Below are 17,560 nucleotides of genomic sequence, written 5' to 3' on the forward strand. Positions count from 1 at the left end.
CGCCCGCAGCCGGCTCCGGAGACCCGTACCGCGAGGAGCCGGACCGGCCGGCGAGCTCCCTCGATTCGATGGATATCTCTGTCAAAGTCCGCCCTTCCTGGTGTAAGCCCATCCGCAGGCTGAGATCCGTAGGCCCTCAACCGGACTTGCTACTGCGACCGATCACCGACCTGTTCGGTGATCCACTCCCGGAAAGCGCGACTGATCGGATTTTCGAGCTTGCCTTCCGGAATGGCGAGATAATAGCTGTTCTCCGTCTGCATCGGTCGATCGAGAACGATCCGCAGGGTGCCTGCGGTAAGTTCCTGCTCGATCAGATAGCGAGGCAAAAGGGCAAAACCGAGACCTGCAGTCGCCGCCTCGATTACCATCGAGAATTGATCGAAGCGGTTGCCGCGATAGGCGCCGTCCTGCTCGACGCCGTTTACCTCGAACCATTGCGCCCAGAGCTTGGGCCGCGTCGCCAGATGCAGCAGCGGGCCGCCGCCGATGTCCGCAGGCGCCTCCACCGGATGCATCGAGAGAAGGGTCGGGCTGGCGGCCGGCACGATGACTTCGCTGCAGAGATAGTTGCAAATGGCGCGCGCCCAGACGGGCTGGCCGTAATGGATCGCGAGGTCGAAGTTCTGCTCTTCGAAGTCGAACGGCTCCGAACGGGAGGCGATATTGACGACGGTGCCCGGGTGGCGCCTCAGGAAATCGGGCAGGCGCGGCACCAGCCAGCGGCTGCCGAAGGTCGGAAGCGATGCGATGGAGAGGCTCGAGTCGGCCCGCGCCGACGCCATGGCGCGCACCATCAGCTCTTCGGTCTGGTTCAGAAGCCGGCGTACCTCCGGCAGGAATTTCTGCCCCGCATCGGAAAGAATGACCCGCTGGCGCACCCGCTCGAAGAGCAGCACGCCCAGCTGGTTTTCGAGATCCTTGATCTGCCGGCTGACGGCGCTCTGCGTGAGATTGAGCTCCGCGGCGGCCTGGGTGAAACTGCCATGGCGCGCCGCGCATTCGAAGGCCTGCAGCGTCGTCACGTCGGGAACCAGTCGGCGGCTCAACTTCATTCCAGCCTCGCATCAACATAGTCAGAAGCAGCGCGATCCAAGCTCACAGCCTTCCGATATGATCAGAATTAAGAATGACCTTGTCCTTCATCCATAGCGCGAGGCGAGCCCCAGTGAAAGAGAATAGTTTCGTATCCGCCGACGATATCCGCTCGGCCTTTTCCGCTGCGATGTCGTTGATGTACCGCGAAGAAGTACCGGCCTACGGCACGCTGATGGAGCTCGTCGCAAGGGTCAACGGCGAAACGCTCTCCGCCGACTCCACCCTCAAGGAGAGGCTGGAGGCGACGGATTCGCTCGAACGCATTTCCGAGGAGCGTCACGGCGCGATCCGCCTCGGCACGCCGGCGGAGCTTTCGATGATGCGCCGTGTATTTGCCGTGATGGGCATGTATCCGGTCGGCTACTACGATCTGTCGACCGCCGGGGTGCCGGTCCACTCCACGGCCTTCCGGCCGGTTGGAGACGCGGCCCTGAAGCGCAACCCCTTCCGCGTCTTCACCTCGCTTCTGAGGCTCGACCTCATTGCCGACGAGGCCCTTCGCGCCGAGGCGGAGGCGATCCTGAAAGAGCGCCGGATCTTCACATCCGGTGCGGTCGATCTTACCGAAAAGGCCGAGCGCGACGGCGGCGTCGACAAGGCCGATGCAGAGCGTTTCGTCGCCGAAGTGCTCGAGACCTTCCGCTGGCACGACGAGGCGAATGTCGGCGCCGACATGTACGAGCGCCTGCACGATGCGCACCGGCTGATCGCCGACGTGGTCTCCTTCAAGGGGCCGCATATCAACCATCTGACGCCACGTACGCTCGACATCGACCGGGTCCAGGCGCTGATGCCGGAATATGGCATTGCCCCGAAGGCCGTGGTCGAAGGGCCGCCGACACGCAAGTGCCCGGTCCTGCTTCGCCAGACCTCCTTCAAGGCGCTCGAAGAGCCGGTTTCCTTCCGTAGCGCCGATGGCGGATGGAGGACCGGCTCGCATACCGCCCGCTTCGGCGAGATCGAGCAGCGCGGCATCGCCTTGACGCCGAAGGGTCGCGGTCTCTACGACCGGCTGCTCGACGAATCGCGCAAGATCGTACGTCCGGCCGCCGATGGTTCAAATGCCAGAGAATACGAAGCGGCCTTGACCCAGGTCTTCGAGGCCTTCCCCGACAGCTGGGCGGAAATCCGGCAGGCGGGCCTCGGCTATTTCAGCTATTCCCTGACGGAGAAGGGCCGGCGGACGAAGCTGCCCGGCCGGCGCGATCTCAATTCCCTGATCGCCGACGGCCTCATTCGGTTCGATCCGATCGTCTATGAGGACTTCCTTCCCGTCAGCGCCGCCGGTATCTTCCAGTCGAACCTCGGCGACGGTGCGCAGCAGGAATTCGAGGCGAGCCCGAACCAGAAGCGCTTCGAGACCGACCTCGGCGTCGCCGTCCTCAACGAATTCGATCACTATGCCGGCATCGAGCAGGCATCGATCGAAGGCTGCCTCAAGGCGCTTACCGCCGCCATGGCAGCGGAGTGATACGCCGGCGATGATTGACGAGCACCATATCGACGCATTGACGAAGCTCCTTGGCGACAAGGGCGTCGTCACGCGTCGGGAGGACATGGAGGCTTACGAGACCGGCGCACGCTACGACCGCGGCCGCGCGGCGGCCGTCCTGCGTCCGGCAACGACGGAAGAGGTCTCGGCCGCCGTCGGTTACTGCGTCCGCAGCGGCATCGCCCTCATCCCCCAGTCGGGCAATACGGGCCTGGTCTCGGGGTCGACGCCGGACGAGTCGGGCAGCGAGGTCGTCGTCAGCCTCGACCGGCTGACCCGCCAGTTTGCGCTCGACGTCGACAATCGCTCAGTGCGCGTCGACGCCGGCTTTCGCCTGTCCGAGCTCAACCGCCGGCTGGAGGAACACGGCCTGTTCTTCCCGATCGATCTCGGCGCCGACCCGCGAATCGGCGGCATGACCGCCACCAATACCGGCGGCTCGCGCTTTCTCAAATATGGCGACGTGCGCCGCAACATGCTGGGTCTGAAAGTGGTCCTCGCCGACCAAGCGGGCACGGTGCTCGACCTCGGCTCGGACCTGCGCAAGAACAATACCGGCATCGACTGGAAGCAGATCTTCATCGGCACCTCGGGCGCCTTCGGCATCGTCACCGAATGCGTGCTCAATCTCGAGCGCCTGCCGAAGCAGACGGCGACCGCCTTCCTCGTGCCGGCGAGCGGCGCGCATGTCCTGCCGCTCCTGAAGGCCATGGAAGAGCGGCTCGGCGCCTATCTCTCGGCCTTCGAGGGAATGTCGGCGAACGCGATCGCCGCGGCCTTCGCCCATGTGCCGGCGCTGAAGAACCCCTTCCAGGGCGGCAAGGTCCCCGACTACGTGATCCTTGCCGAGATCTCCCGCACCTCGAGCCCGCGTGAGGGCGAGCAGCCGCTCGACGCGGTTCTCGAAAGCGTGCTCGCGGAGATATGGGAAATGGATGAGGCGCCGCTTGCCGATGCACTCGTCGGCCCGCCGCACGAGATCTGGGCGTTGCGCCATGCGCTTTCGGAGGGCGTAAAACACCTCGGCAAGCTGATCGCCTTCGATCTCTCCTTCCGCAGGGGTGACATCATGGTCTTCTGCGACCATATGAAGGCGGAAATGCCGGAAAAATTTCCGGGCGTCACGGTCTGCGATTTCGGCCATATCGGCGACGGCGGCGTTCACTTCAACCTGGTCGTCGCAAAGGATAGTCCGCTACTGGCCGATGCGACCTTCGAGCAGCGTCTGCGCGATTGGGTCTTTGCAGTCGCGGTCGAGCAATATCACGGCAGCTTCAGCGCGGAACATGCGCTCGGCCGCCGCAATCAGGCTTATTACGATCTCTACACGCCGGAAAAATTGAAGAACATGGCGGCCGGCCTCACGACGCTCACCTCGCCGGGCAAGCTCGGCAGCGTGCGCTTCGGTTAGGTCATCGCGCCAGCTACAAGACGGGAGTCACCACATGAACATTGCAGCCAAGAAAATCGACGTCGCGAGCGAGGCAGCCGCGCTCCTCGAGAAAATGGGCGTCGCCAAGGACCTCTACACCGGCGGCGACATGCCGTCCTTCAGCCCGGTCACCGGCGAGAAGATCGCCAGTCTCAAGACCGTGTCTGCCGCTGAAGCCGCCAGGAAGATCGAGAAGGCCGACGAGGCTTTCCGCGTCTGGCGTCTCGTGCCGGCGCCGAAGCGCGGCGAGCTCGTCCGGCTTCTCGGCGAGGAGCTGCGCGCCTTCAAGGCCGATCTCGGCCGCCTCGTCTCGATCGAAGCCGGCAAGATCCCGTCCGAGGGCCTCGGCGAAGTGCAGGAGATGATCGATATCTGCGATTTCGCCGTCGGCCTTTCCCGCCAGCTCTACGGCCTGACGATCGCCACCGAGCGTCCCGGTCACCGGATGATGGAAACCTGGCACCCGCTCGGTGTCGTCGGCATCATTTCCGCCTTCAACTTCCCCGTCGCGGTCTGGTCGTGGAATGCGGCGCTCGCGCTCGTCTGCGGTGACGCCGTCGTCTGGAAGCCGTCGGAAAAGACGCCGCTCACCGCGCTCGCCTGCCAGGCGATCCTGGAACGCGCCATCGCCCGTTTCGGCGACGCTCCGGAAGGCCTGTCGCAGGTTCTGATCGGCGACCGTGCGATCGGCGAGGCTCTCGTCGACCATCCGAAGGTGCCGCTGGTCTCGGCGACCGGCTCCACCCGCATGGGCCGCGAGGTCGGTCCGCGGCTTGCCAAGCGCTTTGCCCGTGCGATCCTGGAACTCGGCGGCAACAATGCGGGCATCGTCTGCCCGTCCGCCGACCTCGACATGGCGCTGCGCGCCATTGCTTTCGGGGCCATGGGCACCGCCGGCCAGCGCTGCACGACCCTGCGTCGCCTCTTCGTCCATGAAAGCGTCTACGACCAGCTCGTGCCGCGCCTGAAGAAGGCCTATCAGTCGGTCTCCGTCGGCAACCCGCTGGAATCGGCCGCACTCGTCGGGCCGCTCGTCGACAAGGCGGCCTTCGACGGGATGCAGAAGGCGATCGCCGAGGCAAAGAGCCATGGCGGTGCCGTCACCGGCGGCGAGCGCGTCGATCTCGGCCACGAGAACGGCTATTACGTCAAGCCGGCACTGGTCGAAATGCCGAAGCAGGAAGGCCCGGTTCTCGAAGAAACCTTCGCGCCGATCCTCTACGTCATGAAGTACAGCGACTTCGACGCCGTGCTCGCCGAGCACAATGCGGTTGCCGCCGGGCTTTCCTCCTCGATCTTCACCCGTGACATGCAGGAATCGGAACGTTTCCTCGCAGCCGACGGCTCGGATTGCGGCATCGCCAACGTCAATATCGGTACCTCCGGCGCCGAGATCGGTGGCGCGTTCGGCGGCGAAAAGGAGACCGGCGGCGGCCGCGAATCCGGCTCCGACGCCTGGAAGGCCTATATGCGGCGCGCCACCAACACGGTGAACTATTCGAAGGCTCTGCCGCTGGCGCAGGGCGTCTCTTTCGACATCGAATAATCGAACAGGATCGGCCATGACCATCAATACAACGGTCAAGGAGGCGGGCTTTCAGCCCGCCTCGCGGATTTCCTCGATCGGCGTTTCGGAAATCCTGAAGATCGGCGCCCGCGCTGCCGCCATGAAGCGCGAAGGCAAGCCGGTGATCATCCTCGGCGCCGGCGAGCCGGATTTCGACACGCCGGAACACGTGAAGCAGGCCGCCTCGGATGCGATCCACCGCGGCGAAACGAAATACACCGCACTCGACGGCACGCCGGAATTGAAGAAGGCGATCCGCGAGAAATTCCAGCGCGAGAACGCGCTGGCCTACGAGCTGGACGAGATCACGGTCGCGACCGGCGCCAAGCAGATCCTCTTCAACGCCATGATGGCGTCGCTCGATCCGGGCGACGAGGTCATCATTCCGACGCCCTATTGGACCTCCTATTCGGACATTGTCCAGATCTGCGAGGGCAAGCCCGTTCTGATCGCCTGCGACGCCTCTTCCGGCTTCCGCCTGACGGCGGAAAAGCTGGAGGCGGCCATCACGCCGCGGACCCGGTGGGTGCTCTTGAACTCGCCCTCCAACCCGTCGGGCGCCGCCTACAGTGCGGCCGACTACCGGCCGCTGCTCGAGGTACTTCTGAGGCACCCGCATGTCTGGCTGCTCGTCGACGACATGTATGAGCACATCGTCTATGACGGTTTCCGCTTCGTCACCCCGGCGCAGCTGGAGCCGGGCCTGAAGAACCGCACGCTGACCGTAAACGGCGTTTCGAAGGCCTATGCGATGACCGGCTGGCGGATCGGCTATGCCGGCGGCCCGCGCGAGCTCATCAAGGCGATGGCCGTCGTCCAGAGCCAGGCGACCTCCTGCCCCTCTTCGATAAGCCAGGCGGCTTCGGTCGCGGCGCTGAACGGACCGCAGGACTTCCTGAAAGAACGGACAGCCAGCTTCCAGAGCCGCCGCGATCTCGTGGTCGACGGCCTGAACGCGATCGACGGCCTCGACTGCCGCGTTCCCGAGGGCGCCTTCTACACTTTCTCCGGCTGCGCCGGCGTTCTCGGCAAGGTGACGCCATCGGGCAAGAGGATCGAGACGGATACGGAATTCTGCGCCTATCTTCTGGAAGACGCCCATGTCGCCGTCGTCCCGGGCTCGGCTTTCGGCCTCTCACCCTTTTTCCGCATTTCCTATGCGACTTCGGAGGCGGAGCTCAAAGAGGCGCTCGAACGCATCGCGGCGGCTTGCGAGCGGCTTTCGTAAGCGAAGGGCGGGAGTCGCCTCAGAAGGCCCCCTCCCCAACCCCTCCCGACAGGTGGGAGGGGCGTTCTCTCCCGGTCAAAACGTCGGCGGCGTACAGGCGCTGATCACTTCGCAGGGCACCGGTCCGATACAGCGAAAGCGGTGCGGGCGCCGGCTTTCGAAATAATAGGCATCGCCCGGTCCGAGGATGCGCCTCTCGTCGTCCACGGTCACTTCCAGCCGGCCTGAAAGCACGATCCCGCCTTCCTCGCCCTCATGCACCAGCGGCACCTTGCCGGTATCCGCGCCCGGCTGGTAGCACTCCTTCAGGATCTGAAGGCTGCGGCCGAAAAGATTGTCGCCGATCTGGCGATAGGAGATCGGTCCCTTGCCGATTTCCACCAGCTCCTCCGCCGCATAGAAAGCCCTGCGCGGCTTCTCCGGCTCGAAGGAGAAGAACTCCGCAAGGCCGATCGGAATGCCGTCGAGGATACGCTTCAATGCGCCGACCGAGGGGTTCGATGCATTCGATTCGATCAACGAGATGGTGGAGTTGGTAACCCCCGCCCGCTTGGCGAGTTCGCGCTGGGAAAGCTTGTGCCTCAGCCGAACATGCCGCAGGCGGTTGCCGATATCGACGCTCATGGCGAACCCCGGTGTTGACCTTGTTTGAAATAGCGAAATTCTAGCAAACTGACCTATGTAAATACAATGGCTTAGATGGCCTTAGAAAAGGACTTGTTCGGAAATCCAAATCATGGCGTCAATCAGCTAACGACAGGAGGATGCCATGAACGCCCACAACAAGCCCAACGCTCCGGTTCTCGACAGCTACTGGATGCCCTTCACCGCCAACCGTCAGTTCAAGGCGGCGCCCCGGCTGCTCGCCGCCGCTGAGGGCATGCACTACACCAGCGTCGACGGCCGGACGGTTCTCGACGGCACCGCCGGCCTCTGGTGCGTGAATGCCGGGCACGGCCGCCGGCAGATCGCCGCCGCGGTCGAGCGGCAGCTTTCGACCATGGACTTCGCGCCGTCCTTCCAGATGGGACATCCGATCGCCTTCGACTTCGCCGAGCGGCTGGCCGAGATTGCGCCCGGCCCGGCCGGTGCCAAGCTCGACCGGGTGTTCTTCACCGGCTCGGGCTCGGAATCCGTGGACACAGCGCTGAAGATCGCACTTGCCTATCAACGTTCGATCGGCCAAGGCACGCGCACCCGCCTCATCGGCCGCGAACGCGGTTATCACGGCGTCGGCTTCGGCGGCATCTCCGTCGGCGGCATCGTCAACAACCGCCGCGTCTTCCCGCAGCTTCCCGGGTCCGACCATCTGCGCCACACCCATGACCCGGCGAAGAACGCCTTCGTCAAAGGGCAGCCGGAGCATGGGGCCGAGCTTGCCGACGACCTCGAAAGGCTCGTGGCGCTCCACGGCGCCGAGACGATCGCCGCCTGCATCGTCGAGCCCGTCGCCGGCTCGACCGGCGTGCTGATCCCGCCGAAGGGCTATCTCGAGCGGCTGCGCGCGATCTGCGACAAGCACGGCATTCTCCTGATTTTCGACGAGGTGATCACCGGTTTCGGCCGGCTCGGTGCGGCCTTCGCGACCGACTATTTCGGCGTCACGCCGGACATCGTCACCACCGCCAAGGGGCTTACCAACGGCGCGATCCCGATGGGCGCTGTCTTTGCCAGCCGCAAGGTGCACGACGCCCTGATGCACGGCCCGGAAGGCCAGATCGAGCTCTTCCACGGCTATACCTATTCCGGACATCCGGCCGCCTGTGCCGCCGGCATCGCCACGCTCGACATCTATCGAGACGAAGGCCTGATGACGCGCGCCGCCGAAATCGAGGGCGACTGGCACGAGGCAATGCATTCCATGAAAGGCCTGCCGCATGTCATCGACATCCGCACCATCGGCCTCATCGCCGGTATCGAGCTCCAGTCGCGCGACGGCGCGCCCGGCGCTCGCGCCTATGACGTTTTCGTCGATTGCTTCGAGCGGGGCCTGCTGATCCGCGTCACCGGCGACATCATCGCCTTCTCGCCGCCTCTGATCGCGGAGAAGCAGCATTTCGGCGAGATCGTCTCGATCCTTGCCGATGCGTTGAAGCGGGTGAAATAGCGGCGCTTGAGATAGTTTAAATGCCCCCTCCCGACGCCTTGGAGGGGGGCATTCTCGCACTCATCCAGGCGCCGCTTCAGCGTATCAGGATGGCCCGCAGATCATTGACATTCGTCCCCGTCGGCCCGGGTACGAACAGGTCGCCGCTGGCCGCGAAGGCCGTCCAGGCGTCATGGCGCGCGAGGTGAGCGCGGGGATCGGCGCCTGCCGCCCGCATCCGGCCGACGCTTGCGCCGTCGGCAAAGGCGCCGGCATTGTCCTCGGATCCGTCGATGCCGTCGGTGTCGGCGGCAAGCGCATCGATACCGCCGATGCCGTCGATGTCGAGCGCGAGCGACAGGAGGAATTCGCTGTTGCGTCCGCCCTTCCCGTAACTTTCGCCGGAGATCGTCACCGTCGTCTCGCCGCCGGAAAGCAGCACGACCGGCTTCGAAAAGGGACGGTTGCACGAGGCCACTTCCCGCGCGAGCGCCGCATGCATACGGCCGATGTCGCGCGCCTCGCCCTCGATCGCATCCGACAGGATCATCGCCTCGATGCCGCTTTCCCGCGCCCGTGCCGCCGCCGCTTCCAGCGAAACGGCCGCCGAGGCGATGACGTGCACTTCGTTACCGCCGAATGCAGCATCGTCGGGCCGGGGTGCCCGCGCCGCTTCGGAAGCGAGATGCGCCGTCACCCGCTCGGGCAGGGCGATAGCGTATCGCGCGACGATCTCGCGCGCTTCTTCGAGACTAGACCGATCGGCCACCGTCGGGCCGGAGGCGACGAAGGCCGGATTGTCGCCGGGCACGTCGGAGACGACGAGGCTCACGACTCGCGCCGGGGCGGCGGCAAGTGCAAGCCGCCCGCCCTTGATCCGCGAGGCATGCTTGCGCACCACATTCATGGCGGAAATCGGCGCTCCGGAGGCAAGCAGCGCCTTGTTGACGGCGATCTCGTCCTCCAGGGTCAAGCCGCCGGGCGGGGCCGGCAAGAGAGCGGAGCCTCCGCCGGAAATGAGCGCCACCACGAGATCATCCGCCGTCAGTCCCCCGACGGTTTCGAGGAGCGCCGAGGACGCGGCAAGCCCCGCCTCGTCCGGCACCGGGTGAGCCGATTGCAGGACCCTGATCCGCTCGCATTTCTCTATGGGCCCGTGGCGGGCAACGACGGCGCCTGCAAGCGGCCCGTCCCAGAGCCGCTCGAAAGCGGCCGCCATCTGGCTCGCGGCCTTGCCGGCGCCGACCACGATCGTGCGGCCCTTCGGCGGCGCCGGAAGGTGCGCCCGAATGGCGGCTTCAGGATCGGCCGCGGCAACGGCGGCCTCGAAAAGCGATATGAGAAAAGGGCGCGGCTCTATTGACGTCATGGAATCAGACCGAAGTTTCTAGATACGGAGGCACCTTGAACGCCGCCTTCGGCCGCCGCAACGTTTTTCGACCGGCCGCCCGAAACTGCAACGCCCGATCGCTCCTTCAGCGGACCTCCGCGCGCGCCCGCGGGCGCGCGTCGTTACGTTCGTGCTGGAACACGGCCGGGGGCAGCGGCGGCAATCCGCGGATGATGTCGGCCCCCTTCTCGCCCATCATGATCGTCGGGCCGTTGGTGTTGCAGGACGGGACCCGCGGCATCACCGAGCTGTCGCAGACGCGCAGCCCCTCGATCCCGCGAACCCTGAGCTCCAGGTCGACCACCGCCGCCGCGTCGGTCCCCATCCTGCAGGTGCCGACCGGGTGGTGGTCGGTCTTGGCGTTGGCGCAGCCATAGTCGAAGAGCTGCTCCTCGGTGCGCACATCCTTGCCCGGCAAACGTTCGTCGAGGACGAAGGGCTTAAGCGCAGGCTGCTGCATGATTTCCCGCGCGATCTTCAAACCTTCGAGCGACATCTGCCGATCGTGCGGATCCTCCCAGTAGTTCGGATCGATCAGGGGCGCGGCCGCCGGGTCGGCCGAGGAGAGCCGGACGGTGCCGCGCGAGCGCGGGTGCAGATAGGCGGAATTGAGTGTGACCCCGGCATTCTTGAGCCGCGCGACGCCGGCCTCGATGCCCGAACCGAGGCCGAGATGGAACTGGATGTCCGGCGAGCGGGCATTCGGATCGGCATACCAGAAGCCGCCGGTCTCGAAGAGAGACGAGGCAACCGGGCCGGAGCGGAAGAGCACATATTGCAGTCCGGCCCAGAGCGTGCGGTGCAGCCTGGCGACGCCGTCGTAAGTGTGATCGCCGGTGCATTCGGAGATGACGAAGAGATCCAGATGATCCTGGAGATTGCCGCCCACACCGGCGAGATCGTGCCTGACCTCGACGCCGACGGATCGAAGGTGATCGGCCGGGCCGATGCCGGACTGCAACAGCAGCTTCGGCGAGCCGATCGCACCCGACGAGACCAGCACCTCGCGATCGGCGCGGATGATCTCGACGCCCCTCTTCGTCGCGACTTCCACCCCGACGGCGCGCCTGCCCTCGAGCACGATGCGCGCGACGCGGGCACCGGTGCGCACCGTCAGATTCGGGCGATCCCTGATCGGCGAGAGATAGGCGAGCGAGGCGGAGGACCGGCGGCGGTTGCGCTGCGTCAGCTGATAGAAGCCGACGCCCGCCTGCTGTTTGCCATTGAAGTCGTGGTTGTAGGGAATGCCGAGTTCCTGCCCGGCGCGGATATAGGCGTCGCAGATCGGTAGCGCCGAAACCGGCATGGAAACGCCGAGCGGGCCACCATAGGAATGATAGTCGTCGGCGAAGCGCTGATTGTCCTCGGCGCGCTTGAAATAGGGAAGCACGCTGCGATAGTCCCAGCCGGCGCAGCCCTCCTCGCTCACCCAGAGGTCGTAATCGGCCGCATTGCCGCGGGTATAGAGCTGCGCATTGATGGAAGAACCGCCGCCGATCACCTTGGCCTGGGTATAGCGCAGCACCCTGCCCTTCATGTGCTTCTGCGGCACCGTGTGCCAGCCCCAACTGGCGACCCCCTTCGTCATCTTGGCGAAGCCGGCCGGCATGTGGAACAGCGGATTCCAGTCGCCGCCGCCGGCTTCGAGCAGCAGCACCCTGACGTCCGGATCCTCGCTCAGACGATTGGCAAGCACGCAGCCGGCCGGACCGGCCCCGGTGATGATGTAGTCGTAGGTCATTCACATGTCCTCAATGTCACGCGCTTCGGGCGCGGTATCAGCTGTCTCGCCATGCCCCTCATCCGCCTGCCGGCGCCTTCTCCCCGCAGGCGGGGAGAAGGGACTCGCGGTGGCCGCATTCGCAACCATGACCGCCGGCGTTTCGGTGGGCACGTCCCCTCTCCCCGCACGCGGGGAGAGGGTTAGGGTGAGGGGCAAATCTCGACGACCGGGTGACGGGAACGCCCGCACACAATTCACAAGCGCCCGATCGACAATCCCCCATCCGCCTGGATCACCGAGCCCGTGGCGAAACCGAACTGCCCGCCGGCAAGCCCGGCGACGATATTGCCGATATCCTCGGGTTCGCCCCAGCGCCGCATCGGCACCAGGCCACTTGCGATCAGCCCGTCGTATTTGCCGGAAACCGCAGCCGTCATGTCCGAGCGGACGATGCCTGGACGGACTTCGAAGACCGCGATGCCGGTCTCGGCGAGCCTCAGCGCCAGGCCCTGGTTGAAGGCCGCAAGGCCTGCCTTGCTCATGCAATAGTCGAGCCGCTCGGGCGACGTCATCGCCGCCGAGACCGAGGTGATGTTGATGATTGAGCGCCGCGCTTGAATCTCGCTCGCGAGCATCGCCTTCAGCACGGCCTGCGTGAAAAACACCGTGCCGCGCAGATTGACGCCGACGATCGTGTCGAAATTCTCCGGCTTCAGATCGAGAAAATCGCCGCGCACGATGGAGGCGATGCCGGCATTGTTGACAAGGCAGTCGATCCGGCCGAATTCCGCGACGGCCGCGTCGACGGTCGTCTGATGGCTCGAAAGGTCGGCCAGATCGGCGCGCAGGAAGATCACCCGGGCGCCGAGCCCGTTGAGTTCGGCGATTACGGGAGCGACACCCTCCGCATCGCCAATGCCGGTGATGGCGATGTCGAAACCGGTCGCCGCGAGCGCCCGGGCGATCCCTAGCCCGATGCCGCGGCGGCCGCCGGTGACGATCGCGACGGGGCGTGCCTTATCGGTCATGACCGCAGATCCTGTTTTACGATATGATCGGCGACACGCAGCGCCTGGGCGGCGACGGTCAGCGCCGGATTGACGGCGGCGGAGGTCGGCAGGAAGCCGGCATCGACGACGAAGAGATTCGGATGATCGAAGGCGCGGCAATAAACGTCGAGCGGCGCCTGGCCGGGATCATTGCCGATCCGGACCGTGCCGCACTGATGCGAAGGCGTCCGCTTGTCGAAGGCCCGCGCGAGCACGACCGGGAAGCCGGCTTTCTTCAGCACCGCCTTCAGCTTGGCGACGAGATCGAGATGGGCCTGCCAGTTGGTGCGCACCCATTTCAGCACAACGCGCTCGCCGTCGACCATGACGCGGCTCTCCGGTGACGGCAGGTCCTCGCTCATGGCGTAGAAGTCGATACCGCGGGCGGACATCCGGTTCAGCAGCCATTCCGGCATGGCCGGCATGTTCGCCTTCAGGATCGCGCCGGAAATGCGGCCGAGAAGCTGGATGTTGCCGAGCGGCGGCCCGCCCGCACCGTCGGAGAGATAGAAATCGTTGAGGCCGAAGGTCTTCTGATAGACCGAATCGTTGCGGTACCAGGGGCTGAGCGCGATGACGGCGCTTGAATTATGGTTCATGAAATTGCGGCCGACCTGATCGGACCGGTTGGCAAGCCCGGTCGGGTTGCTGTCGTCGGCAGAGCGCAGAAGCAGTACGGCCGACTGCACCGCGCCGGCACTGAGAATGACGAGCTTCGGCGAAAGACGGTGCTCTGCCCCGTCCTTGGCGTAGAGCACGGTTTCGATCGCCTTTCCGCCCGGCCCGGTTGCGAGCCGCGTCACCCGCGAGCCGGTCTGCAGCCGCACATTCGGAAATTTCAGAGCCGCCGCCAGCGCCGCCGTTTCGGCATCCATCTTGCCGTCGGATGAGTTCGGATGCGCGTCCCACGGCGTCTTGCCCTTGGCGAGCCAGCGCTCGATATCGACGCCGAGCGGCAGCGAATAGGGATGGAGGCCGATCTCGGCCAGGCGCTCACGGACCATGGCGATCGCAGGCTCGTCCGGCACCGGGCCATGGGGATAGCCGCTCGAATGAGCGGGTTCCGTCGGGTCCTCGCCCAATTTGCCTCGCACTTGGTAAAGCTGCTCTGCCTTGGAATACCACGGCTCGAGCTCCTCATAGGAAAAGGGCCAGGCCGGGGAGACGCCGTCCCGGTGCTGCATTTCCTCGAAATCCTCACGACGGTAGCGGGTCAGCACCGCGCCGTAGAATTTCGAATTGCCGCCGACATTGTAGTAGTTGCCGGGATTGAAGCCGGGGCCGCCCGCCTCGTACCAGGTCTCCTTCGGGCGGAAATGGCCGCGCTGGAAGATCGCCCGCTGGTCGCGATTGACCGGCAGGTCCTCGATATGTGAGCCCGCTTCGAGGATCAGGATCTCGGCGCCCGAGGCGGCGAGGCCTGCAGCGACGGTTGCGCCGCCGACCCCCGATCCGATGATGACGATATCCGGCTGGCTCTCCATCGTCTTCCTCATGCAATCCGCTTTTCGCTTTGCGGGTCGAAGAAGACGGCCTTGTCGAGATTGAAGGCCAGCCGTGACGTCTGTCCCGGCGCAATGCGCGCATCGGCCCTGAGCCTTGCGACGATTTCCTTGCCGCCGAGCCTCGTGACGGCAAAGGTATCGGAGCCGGCCGGCTCGACCACCTCGATCAGGCATTCGCCTTCGGCGACGAATTGAGCATTGCGATCCGCCCCGTCCGGATCGGTGAGCGCTTCCGGACGGATGCCGAAGACCACCTCCCTGCCGGCATAGGCGGAGAGCGCGCCGTTTTGCGGCACGGCTAGTCTCAGGGGTTCGGCATTCGGCCGCTCCAGCGTCACCGAGACTTGAGAGCCTGCGGTTTCTATCTGCGCTTTGAGCAGGTTCATCGCAGGCGATCCCATGAAATCGGCGACGAACATATTGGCGGGGTTGTTGTAGATCTCCGCCGGCGATCCGAATTGCTGCAGGACGCCATCCTTCAGGACGGCGATCTTGGTCGCGAGCGTCATCGCCTCGATCTGGTCGTGCGTCACATAGACGATGGTCGTCTTCATGCGGTGATGCAGCCGCTTGATCTCGGTGCGCATGTCGACGCGCAGCTTCGCGTCGAGGTTCGAGAGCGGCTCGTCGAAGAGGAAGACCTGGGGATTGCGCACCAGCGCCCGGCCCATGGCGACGCGCTGGCGCTGGCCGCCGGAAAGCTGGCTCGGCTTGCGGTCGAGCAGATGGCCGATCTGCAGCATGTCGGCCACCTGCTTGATCGCCTTCTCGCGTTCCTCCTTCGGCACGCCGCGGATCTCCATGCCGAAGGCGATGTTCCCGGCCACCGTCATGTTCGGATAGAGCGCATAGGACTGGAATACCATGGCGATGTCGCGCTTCGACGGGTGCAGCCCCGAAACCGAGCGGCCGTTGATGGCGATGTCGCCCGAGGTGATCGGCTCCAGGCCGGCGATCGTGTTCAGAAGCGTCGACTTGCCGCAACCGGAGGGGCCCACGAGCACGAGGAAGCCGCCTTCTTCGATCTCCAGGTTGATGTCCTTCAAGATCTCGAGAGCGCCGTAGGATTTGCGCAGGTTGGTGATCTTCAGAAACGACATGGCTTATCCTTTCACGGCGCCGGACATCAGTCCGCGGACGAAATAGCGGCCGGACACGATGTAGACGATGAGCGTTGGCAGGGCGGCGAGGATCGCGCCCGCGAAGTGGACATTGTATTCCTTGACCCCCGTGGACGAGCTCACGAGATTGTTGAGAGCCACCGTCATCGGCGTCGAATACGGCCCGGAGAACGAGGCCCCGAACAGGAAGTCGTTCCAGATATTGGTGAACTGCCAGATGACCGAGACGACGATGATCGGCCCTGAGGACGGCAGCAATATCCGCCGGAAGATCTGGAAGAAGCTGGCGCCGTCGATCTGTGCCGCACGCACCAGCTCGGTCGGGAAGGCCTCGTAGTAGTTGCGGAAATAGAGCGTCGTGAAGCCGATACCGTAGACCACATGCACCAGGATCAGACCCCAGATCGAACCGGCGATGCCGAGAATGCCGAGAATGCGCGCCATCGGGATCAGCACGATCTGGAAGGGAATGAAGCACGAGAGAAGCAGCATGCCGAAGAAGATGTTCGCCCCGGGGAAGCGCCATTTCGTCAGCACGTAGCCGTTGAGCGCGCCGATGATCGTCGAAATCGCCACGGCCGGGACGACCATCAGGATCGAATTGATGAAGAAAGGCCGAAGGCCAGTGGGCTGCACGCCGATCTGGGCGGTCGACCAGGCCGAAAGCCACGGTTCGACGGTCCAGGTCCGAGGCAGGTTCAACATGCCGCCCTGCCGGATCTCATCCAGCGGCTTCAGGGAATTCACCAGCATCACATAGAGCGGCAGCAGCGAATAGAGTGCGAAGAGGATCAGCGCCGAATAGATCAGAGCGCGCGTCAGCCGGTTGTGCGAGATGACGTTTTCGGAATTGGGAGCGCCCATCAGCGTTTTCCTCCCCGGACTTCGGAATAGAGATAGGGAACGATGATCGAGAAGATCATCACCAGCATCACGATCGCCGACGAGGCCCCGATCGCCATCTGGTTTCGGGTGAAGGTGTAAGAATACATGAAGGTCGCCGGCAGCTCGGTCGCCTGCCCCGGCCCGCCGCCCGTCAATGCGATGATCAGATCGTAGGCCTTGATGGCAAGGTGGGCGAGTACGACAAAGGCCGAAAGGAAGACCGGCCGCATCAGGGGAATGATGATCCGCCGATAGATGGTTGGGGTCGTCGCCCCGTCGATCTGGGCGGCCTTGATGATCTCGTTGTCGACGCCGCGCAGGCCCGCCAGGAACATCGCCATGATGAAGCCGGTCGACTGCCAGACGGCCGCGATGACGACGCAGTAGATCGCATAGTTGCGGTCCTTGATCCAGTTGAACGAGAAGCTTTCCCAACCCCAGAGATGCATGGTGTTCTCAAGCCCGATACCGGGATCGAGGAACCACTTCCACGCGGTGCCGGTGACGATGAAGGAAAGCGCCATCGGATAGAGATAAATCGGACGAAGGAAACCTTCGGCGCGGATCTTCTGGTCGAGCAGGATCGCCAGCCCGAGACCCAGCACCGAGCAGACCACGATATAGAGAGTCGCGAAGATCGCCAGATTGCTGACCGCGCGCCACCAGTGCGGCAGGGCCCATAACCGGCTGTAATTGCTCAAACCCACGAAGTTGTAGGACGGCAGCATCTTACTGTCCGTCATCGACAGGAAGCCCGTATAGGCTATGAAGCCGTAGACGAACACCAGAACTATGAGAAAGCTGGGGGCGAGCACGAGCTTTGGCAAAAGCTCCTGCAGCCGGTTGCGGCTATCCATGTTTGCTACCACCGTATGTTTCGTTCGTGGAGGGGATTGCCCCTCACCCTAGCCCTCTCCCCGCATGCGGGGAGAGGGGACTGAGGCGTAGCGGCTCAAGCCCTCATCTCAAGGCGAGAGGACGCCG

Annotated in this window: 14 protein-coding genes; 5 read left to right on the top strand and 9 right to left on the bottom strand. The window is 64.6% G+C overall.

Annotated elements, in window-relative coordinates:
* Window positions 1-149 precede the first annotated feature (149 nt).
* Window positions 150-1,055, bottom strand: a complete 906-nt coding sequence (locus AC6CIG_RS20670) for a LysR family transcriptional regulator (RefSeq protein WP_018098742.1) — start codon at window positions 1,053-1,055, stop codon at window positions 150-152.
* 113 nt (window positions 1,056-1,168) lie between these two features.
* Between AC6CIG_RS20670 and hglS the strand changes: the two genes are divergently transcribed.
* From hglS to AC6CIG_RS20690, 4 genes are read left to right on the top strand one after another with little or no spacing between them, the layout of a single operon-like run.
* Complete coding sequence (gene hglS, locus AC6CIG_RS20675; RefSeq protein WP_437408645.1) at window positions 1,169-2,569, top strand: 2-oxoadipate dioxygenase/decarboxylase HglS; 1,401 nt, start codon at window positions 1,169-1,171, stop codon at window positions 2,567-2,569.
* Between the two features lie 10 nt (window positions 2,570-2,579).
* The gene (locus tag AC6CIG_RS20680) at window positions 2,580-4,001 is read left to right on the top strand and encodes an FAD-binding oxidoreductase (RefSeq protein WP_127710438.1); all 1,422 of its coding nucleotides are present in this window, start codon (window positions 2,580-2,582) and stop codon (window positions 3,999-4,001) included.
* A 34-nt stretch (window positions 4,002-4,035) separates the two neighbouring features.
* Window positions 4,036-5,568 carry an L-piperidine-6-carboxylate dehydrogenase gene (gene amaB / locus AC6CIG_RS20685; protein WP_018098739.1) on the top strand — a complete coding sequence of 511 codons (1,533 nt, stop codon included), beginning with the start codon at window positions 4,036-4,038 and terminating at the stop codon, window positions 5,566-5,568.
* A 16-nt stretch (window positions 5,569-5,584) separates the two neighbouring features.
* Complete coding sequence (locus AC6CIG_RS20690) at window positions 5,585-6,817, top strand: pyridoxal phosphate-dependent aminotransferase (RefSeq protein WP_127710441.1); 1,233 nt, start codon at window positions 5,585-5,587, stop codon at window positions 6,815-6,817.
* A gap of 75 nt (window positions 6,818-6,892) precedes the next feature.
* On the opposite strand, the gene AC6CIG_RS20695 is transcribed toward AC6CIG_RS20690, so the two are convergent.
* Window positions 6,893-7,441, bottom strand: a complete 549-nt coding sequence (locus AC6CIG_RS20695) for a cupin domain-containing protein (protein ID WP_018098737.1) — start codon at window positions 7,439-7,441, stop codon at window positions 6,893-6,895.
* A 145-nt stretch (window positions 7,442-7,586) separates the two neighbouring features.
* Here AC6CIG_RS20695 and aptA point away from each other — a divergent pair, with 145 nt between their 5' ends.
* Window positions 7,587-8,924 carry an omega-aminotransferase AptA gene (aptA, locus tag AC6CIG_RS20700; RefSeq protein WP_127710443.1) on the top strand — a complete coding sequence of 446 codons (1,338 nt, stop codon included), beginning with the start codon at window positions 7,587-7,589 and terminating at the stop codon, window positions 8,922-8,924.
* A 76-nt stretch (window positions 8,925-9,000) separates the two neighbouring features.
* On the opposite strand, the gene AC6CIG_RS20705 is transcribed toward aptA, so the two are convergent.
* From AC6CIG_RS20705 to AC6CIG_RS20735, 7 genes are all read right to left on the bottom strand, one after another.
* A complete protein-coding gene (locus tag AC6CIG_RS20705; protein WP_127710445.1) occupies window positions 9,001-10,272 on the bottom strand; it encodes a glycerate kinase type-2 family protein in 1,272 nt (423 codons plus the stop codon).
* A 106-nt stretch (window positions 10,273-10,378) separates the two neighbouring features.
* Window positions 10,379-12,034 carry a GMC family oxidoreductase gene (locus AC6CIG_RS20710; RefSeq protein ID WP_498323686.1) on the bottom strand — a complete coding sequence of 552 codons (1,656 nt, stop codon included), beginning with the start codon at window positions 12,032-12,034 and terminating at the stop codon, window positions 10,379-10,381.
* A gap of 236 nt (window positions 12,035-12,270) precedes the next feature.
* On the bottom strand, window positions 12,271-13,044 hold the full coding sequence (locus tag AC6CIG_RS20715) for a 3-ketoacyl-ACP reductase (protein WP_437412413.1): 774 nt from the start codon (window positions 13,042-13,044) through the stop codon (window positions 12,271-12,273).
* Window positions 13,041-14,561, bottom strand: a complete 1,521-nt coding sequence (locus AC6CIG_RS20720) for a GMC oxidoreductase (RefSeq protein WP_127710451.1) — start codon at window positions 14,559-14,561, stop codon at window positions 13,041-13,043. The genes AC6CIG_RS20715 and AC6CIG_RS20720 overlap by 4 nt, the downstream gene beginning before the upstream one ends.
* Window positions 14,558-15,670 (bottom strand): ABC transporter ATP-binding protein, encoded by a 1,113-nt coding sequence (locus AC6CIG_RS20725; protein ID WP_379938394.1) that lies wholly within the window; start codon window positions 15,668-15,670, stop codon window positions 14,558-14,560. The genes AC6CIG_RS20720 and AC6CIG_RS20725 overlap by 4 nt, the downstream gene beginning before the upstream one ends.
* A gap of 3 nt (window positions 15,671-15,673) precedes the next feature.
* The gene (locus tag AC6CIG_RS20730; RefSeq protein WP_018098731.1) at window positions 15,674-16,555 is read right to left on the bottom strand and encodes a carbohydrate ABC transporter permease; all 882 of its coding nucleotides are present in this window, start codon (window positions 16,553-16,555) and stop codon (window positions 15,674-15,676) included.
* Window positions 16,555-17,433, bottom strand: coding sequence for a carbohydrate ABC transporter permease (locus AC6CIG_RS20735; protein ID WP_018098730.1), 879 nt, complete (start codon window positions 17,431-17,433; stop codon window positions 16,555-16,557). The genes AC6CIG_RS20730 and AC6CIG_RS20735 overlap by 1 nt, the downstream gene beginning before the upstream one ends.
* Window positions 17,434-17,560 lie beyond the last annotated feature (127 nt).

This window comes from Sinorhizobium sp. GQ132, assembly GCF_059758575.1.

Bases quoted from the DNA above. Each gene is read 5' to 3' on its own strand.
- AC6CIG_RS20670 (WP_018098742.1), bottom strand. From the start codon at position 1,055: ATGAAGTTGAGCCGCCGACTGGTTCCCGACGTGACGACGCTGCAGGCC.
- AC6CIG_RS20680 (WP_127710438.1), top strand. From the start codon at position 2,580: ATGATTGACGAGCACCATATCGACGCATTGACGAAGCTCCTTGGCGAC.
- amaB (WP_018098739.1), top strand. From the start codon at position 4,036: ATGAACATTGCAGCCAAGAAAATCGACGTCGCGAGCGAGGCAGCCGCG.
- AC6CIG_RS20690 (WP_127710441.1), top strand. From the start codon at position 5,585: ATGACCATCAATACAACGGTCAAGGAGGCGGGCTTTCAGCCCGCCTCG.
- AC6CIG_RS20695 (WP_018098737.1), bottom strand. From the start codon at position 7,441: ATGAGCGTCGATATCGGCAACCGCCTGCGGCATGTTCGGCTGAGGCAC.
- aptA (WP_127710443.1), top strand. From the start codon at position 7,587: ATGAACGCCCACAACAAGCCCAACGCTCCGGTTCTCGACAGCTACTGG.
- AC6CIG_RS20705 (WP_127710445.1), bottom strand. From the start codon at position 10,272: ATGACGTCAATAGAGCCGCGCCCTTTTCTCATATCGCTTTTCGAGGCC.
- AC6CIG_RS20710 (WP_498323686.1), bottom strand. From the start codon at position 12,034: ATGACCTACGACTACATCATCACCGGGGCCGGTCCGGCCGGCTGCGTG.
- AC6CIG_RS20715 (WP_437412413.1), bottom strand. From the start codon at position 13,044: ATGACCGATAAGGCACGCCCCGTCGCGATCGTCACCGGCGGCCGCCGC.
- AC6CIG_RS20720 (WP_127710451.1), bottom strand. From the start codon at position 14,561: ATGAGGAAGACGATGGAGAGCCAGCCGGATATCGTCATCATCGGATCG.
- AC6CIG_RS20725 (WP_379938394.1), bottom strand. From the start codon at position 15,670: ATGTCGTTTCTGAAGATCACCAACCTGCGCAAATCCTACGGCGCTCTC.
- AC6CIG_RS20730 (WP_018098731.1), bottom strand. From the start codon at position 16,555: ATGGGCGCTCCCAATTCCGAAAACGTCATCTCGCACAACCGGCTGACG.
- AC6CIG_RS20735 (WP_018098730.1), bottom strand. From the start codon at position 17,433: ATGGATAGCCGCAACCGGCTGCAGGAGCTTTTGCCAAAGCTCGTGCTC.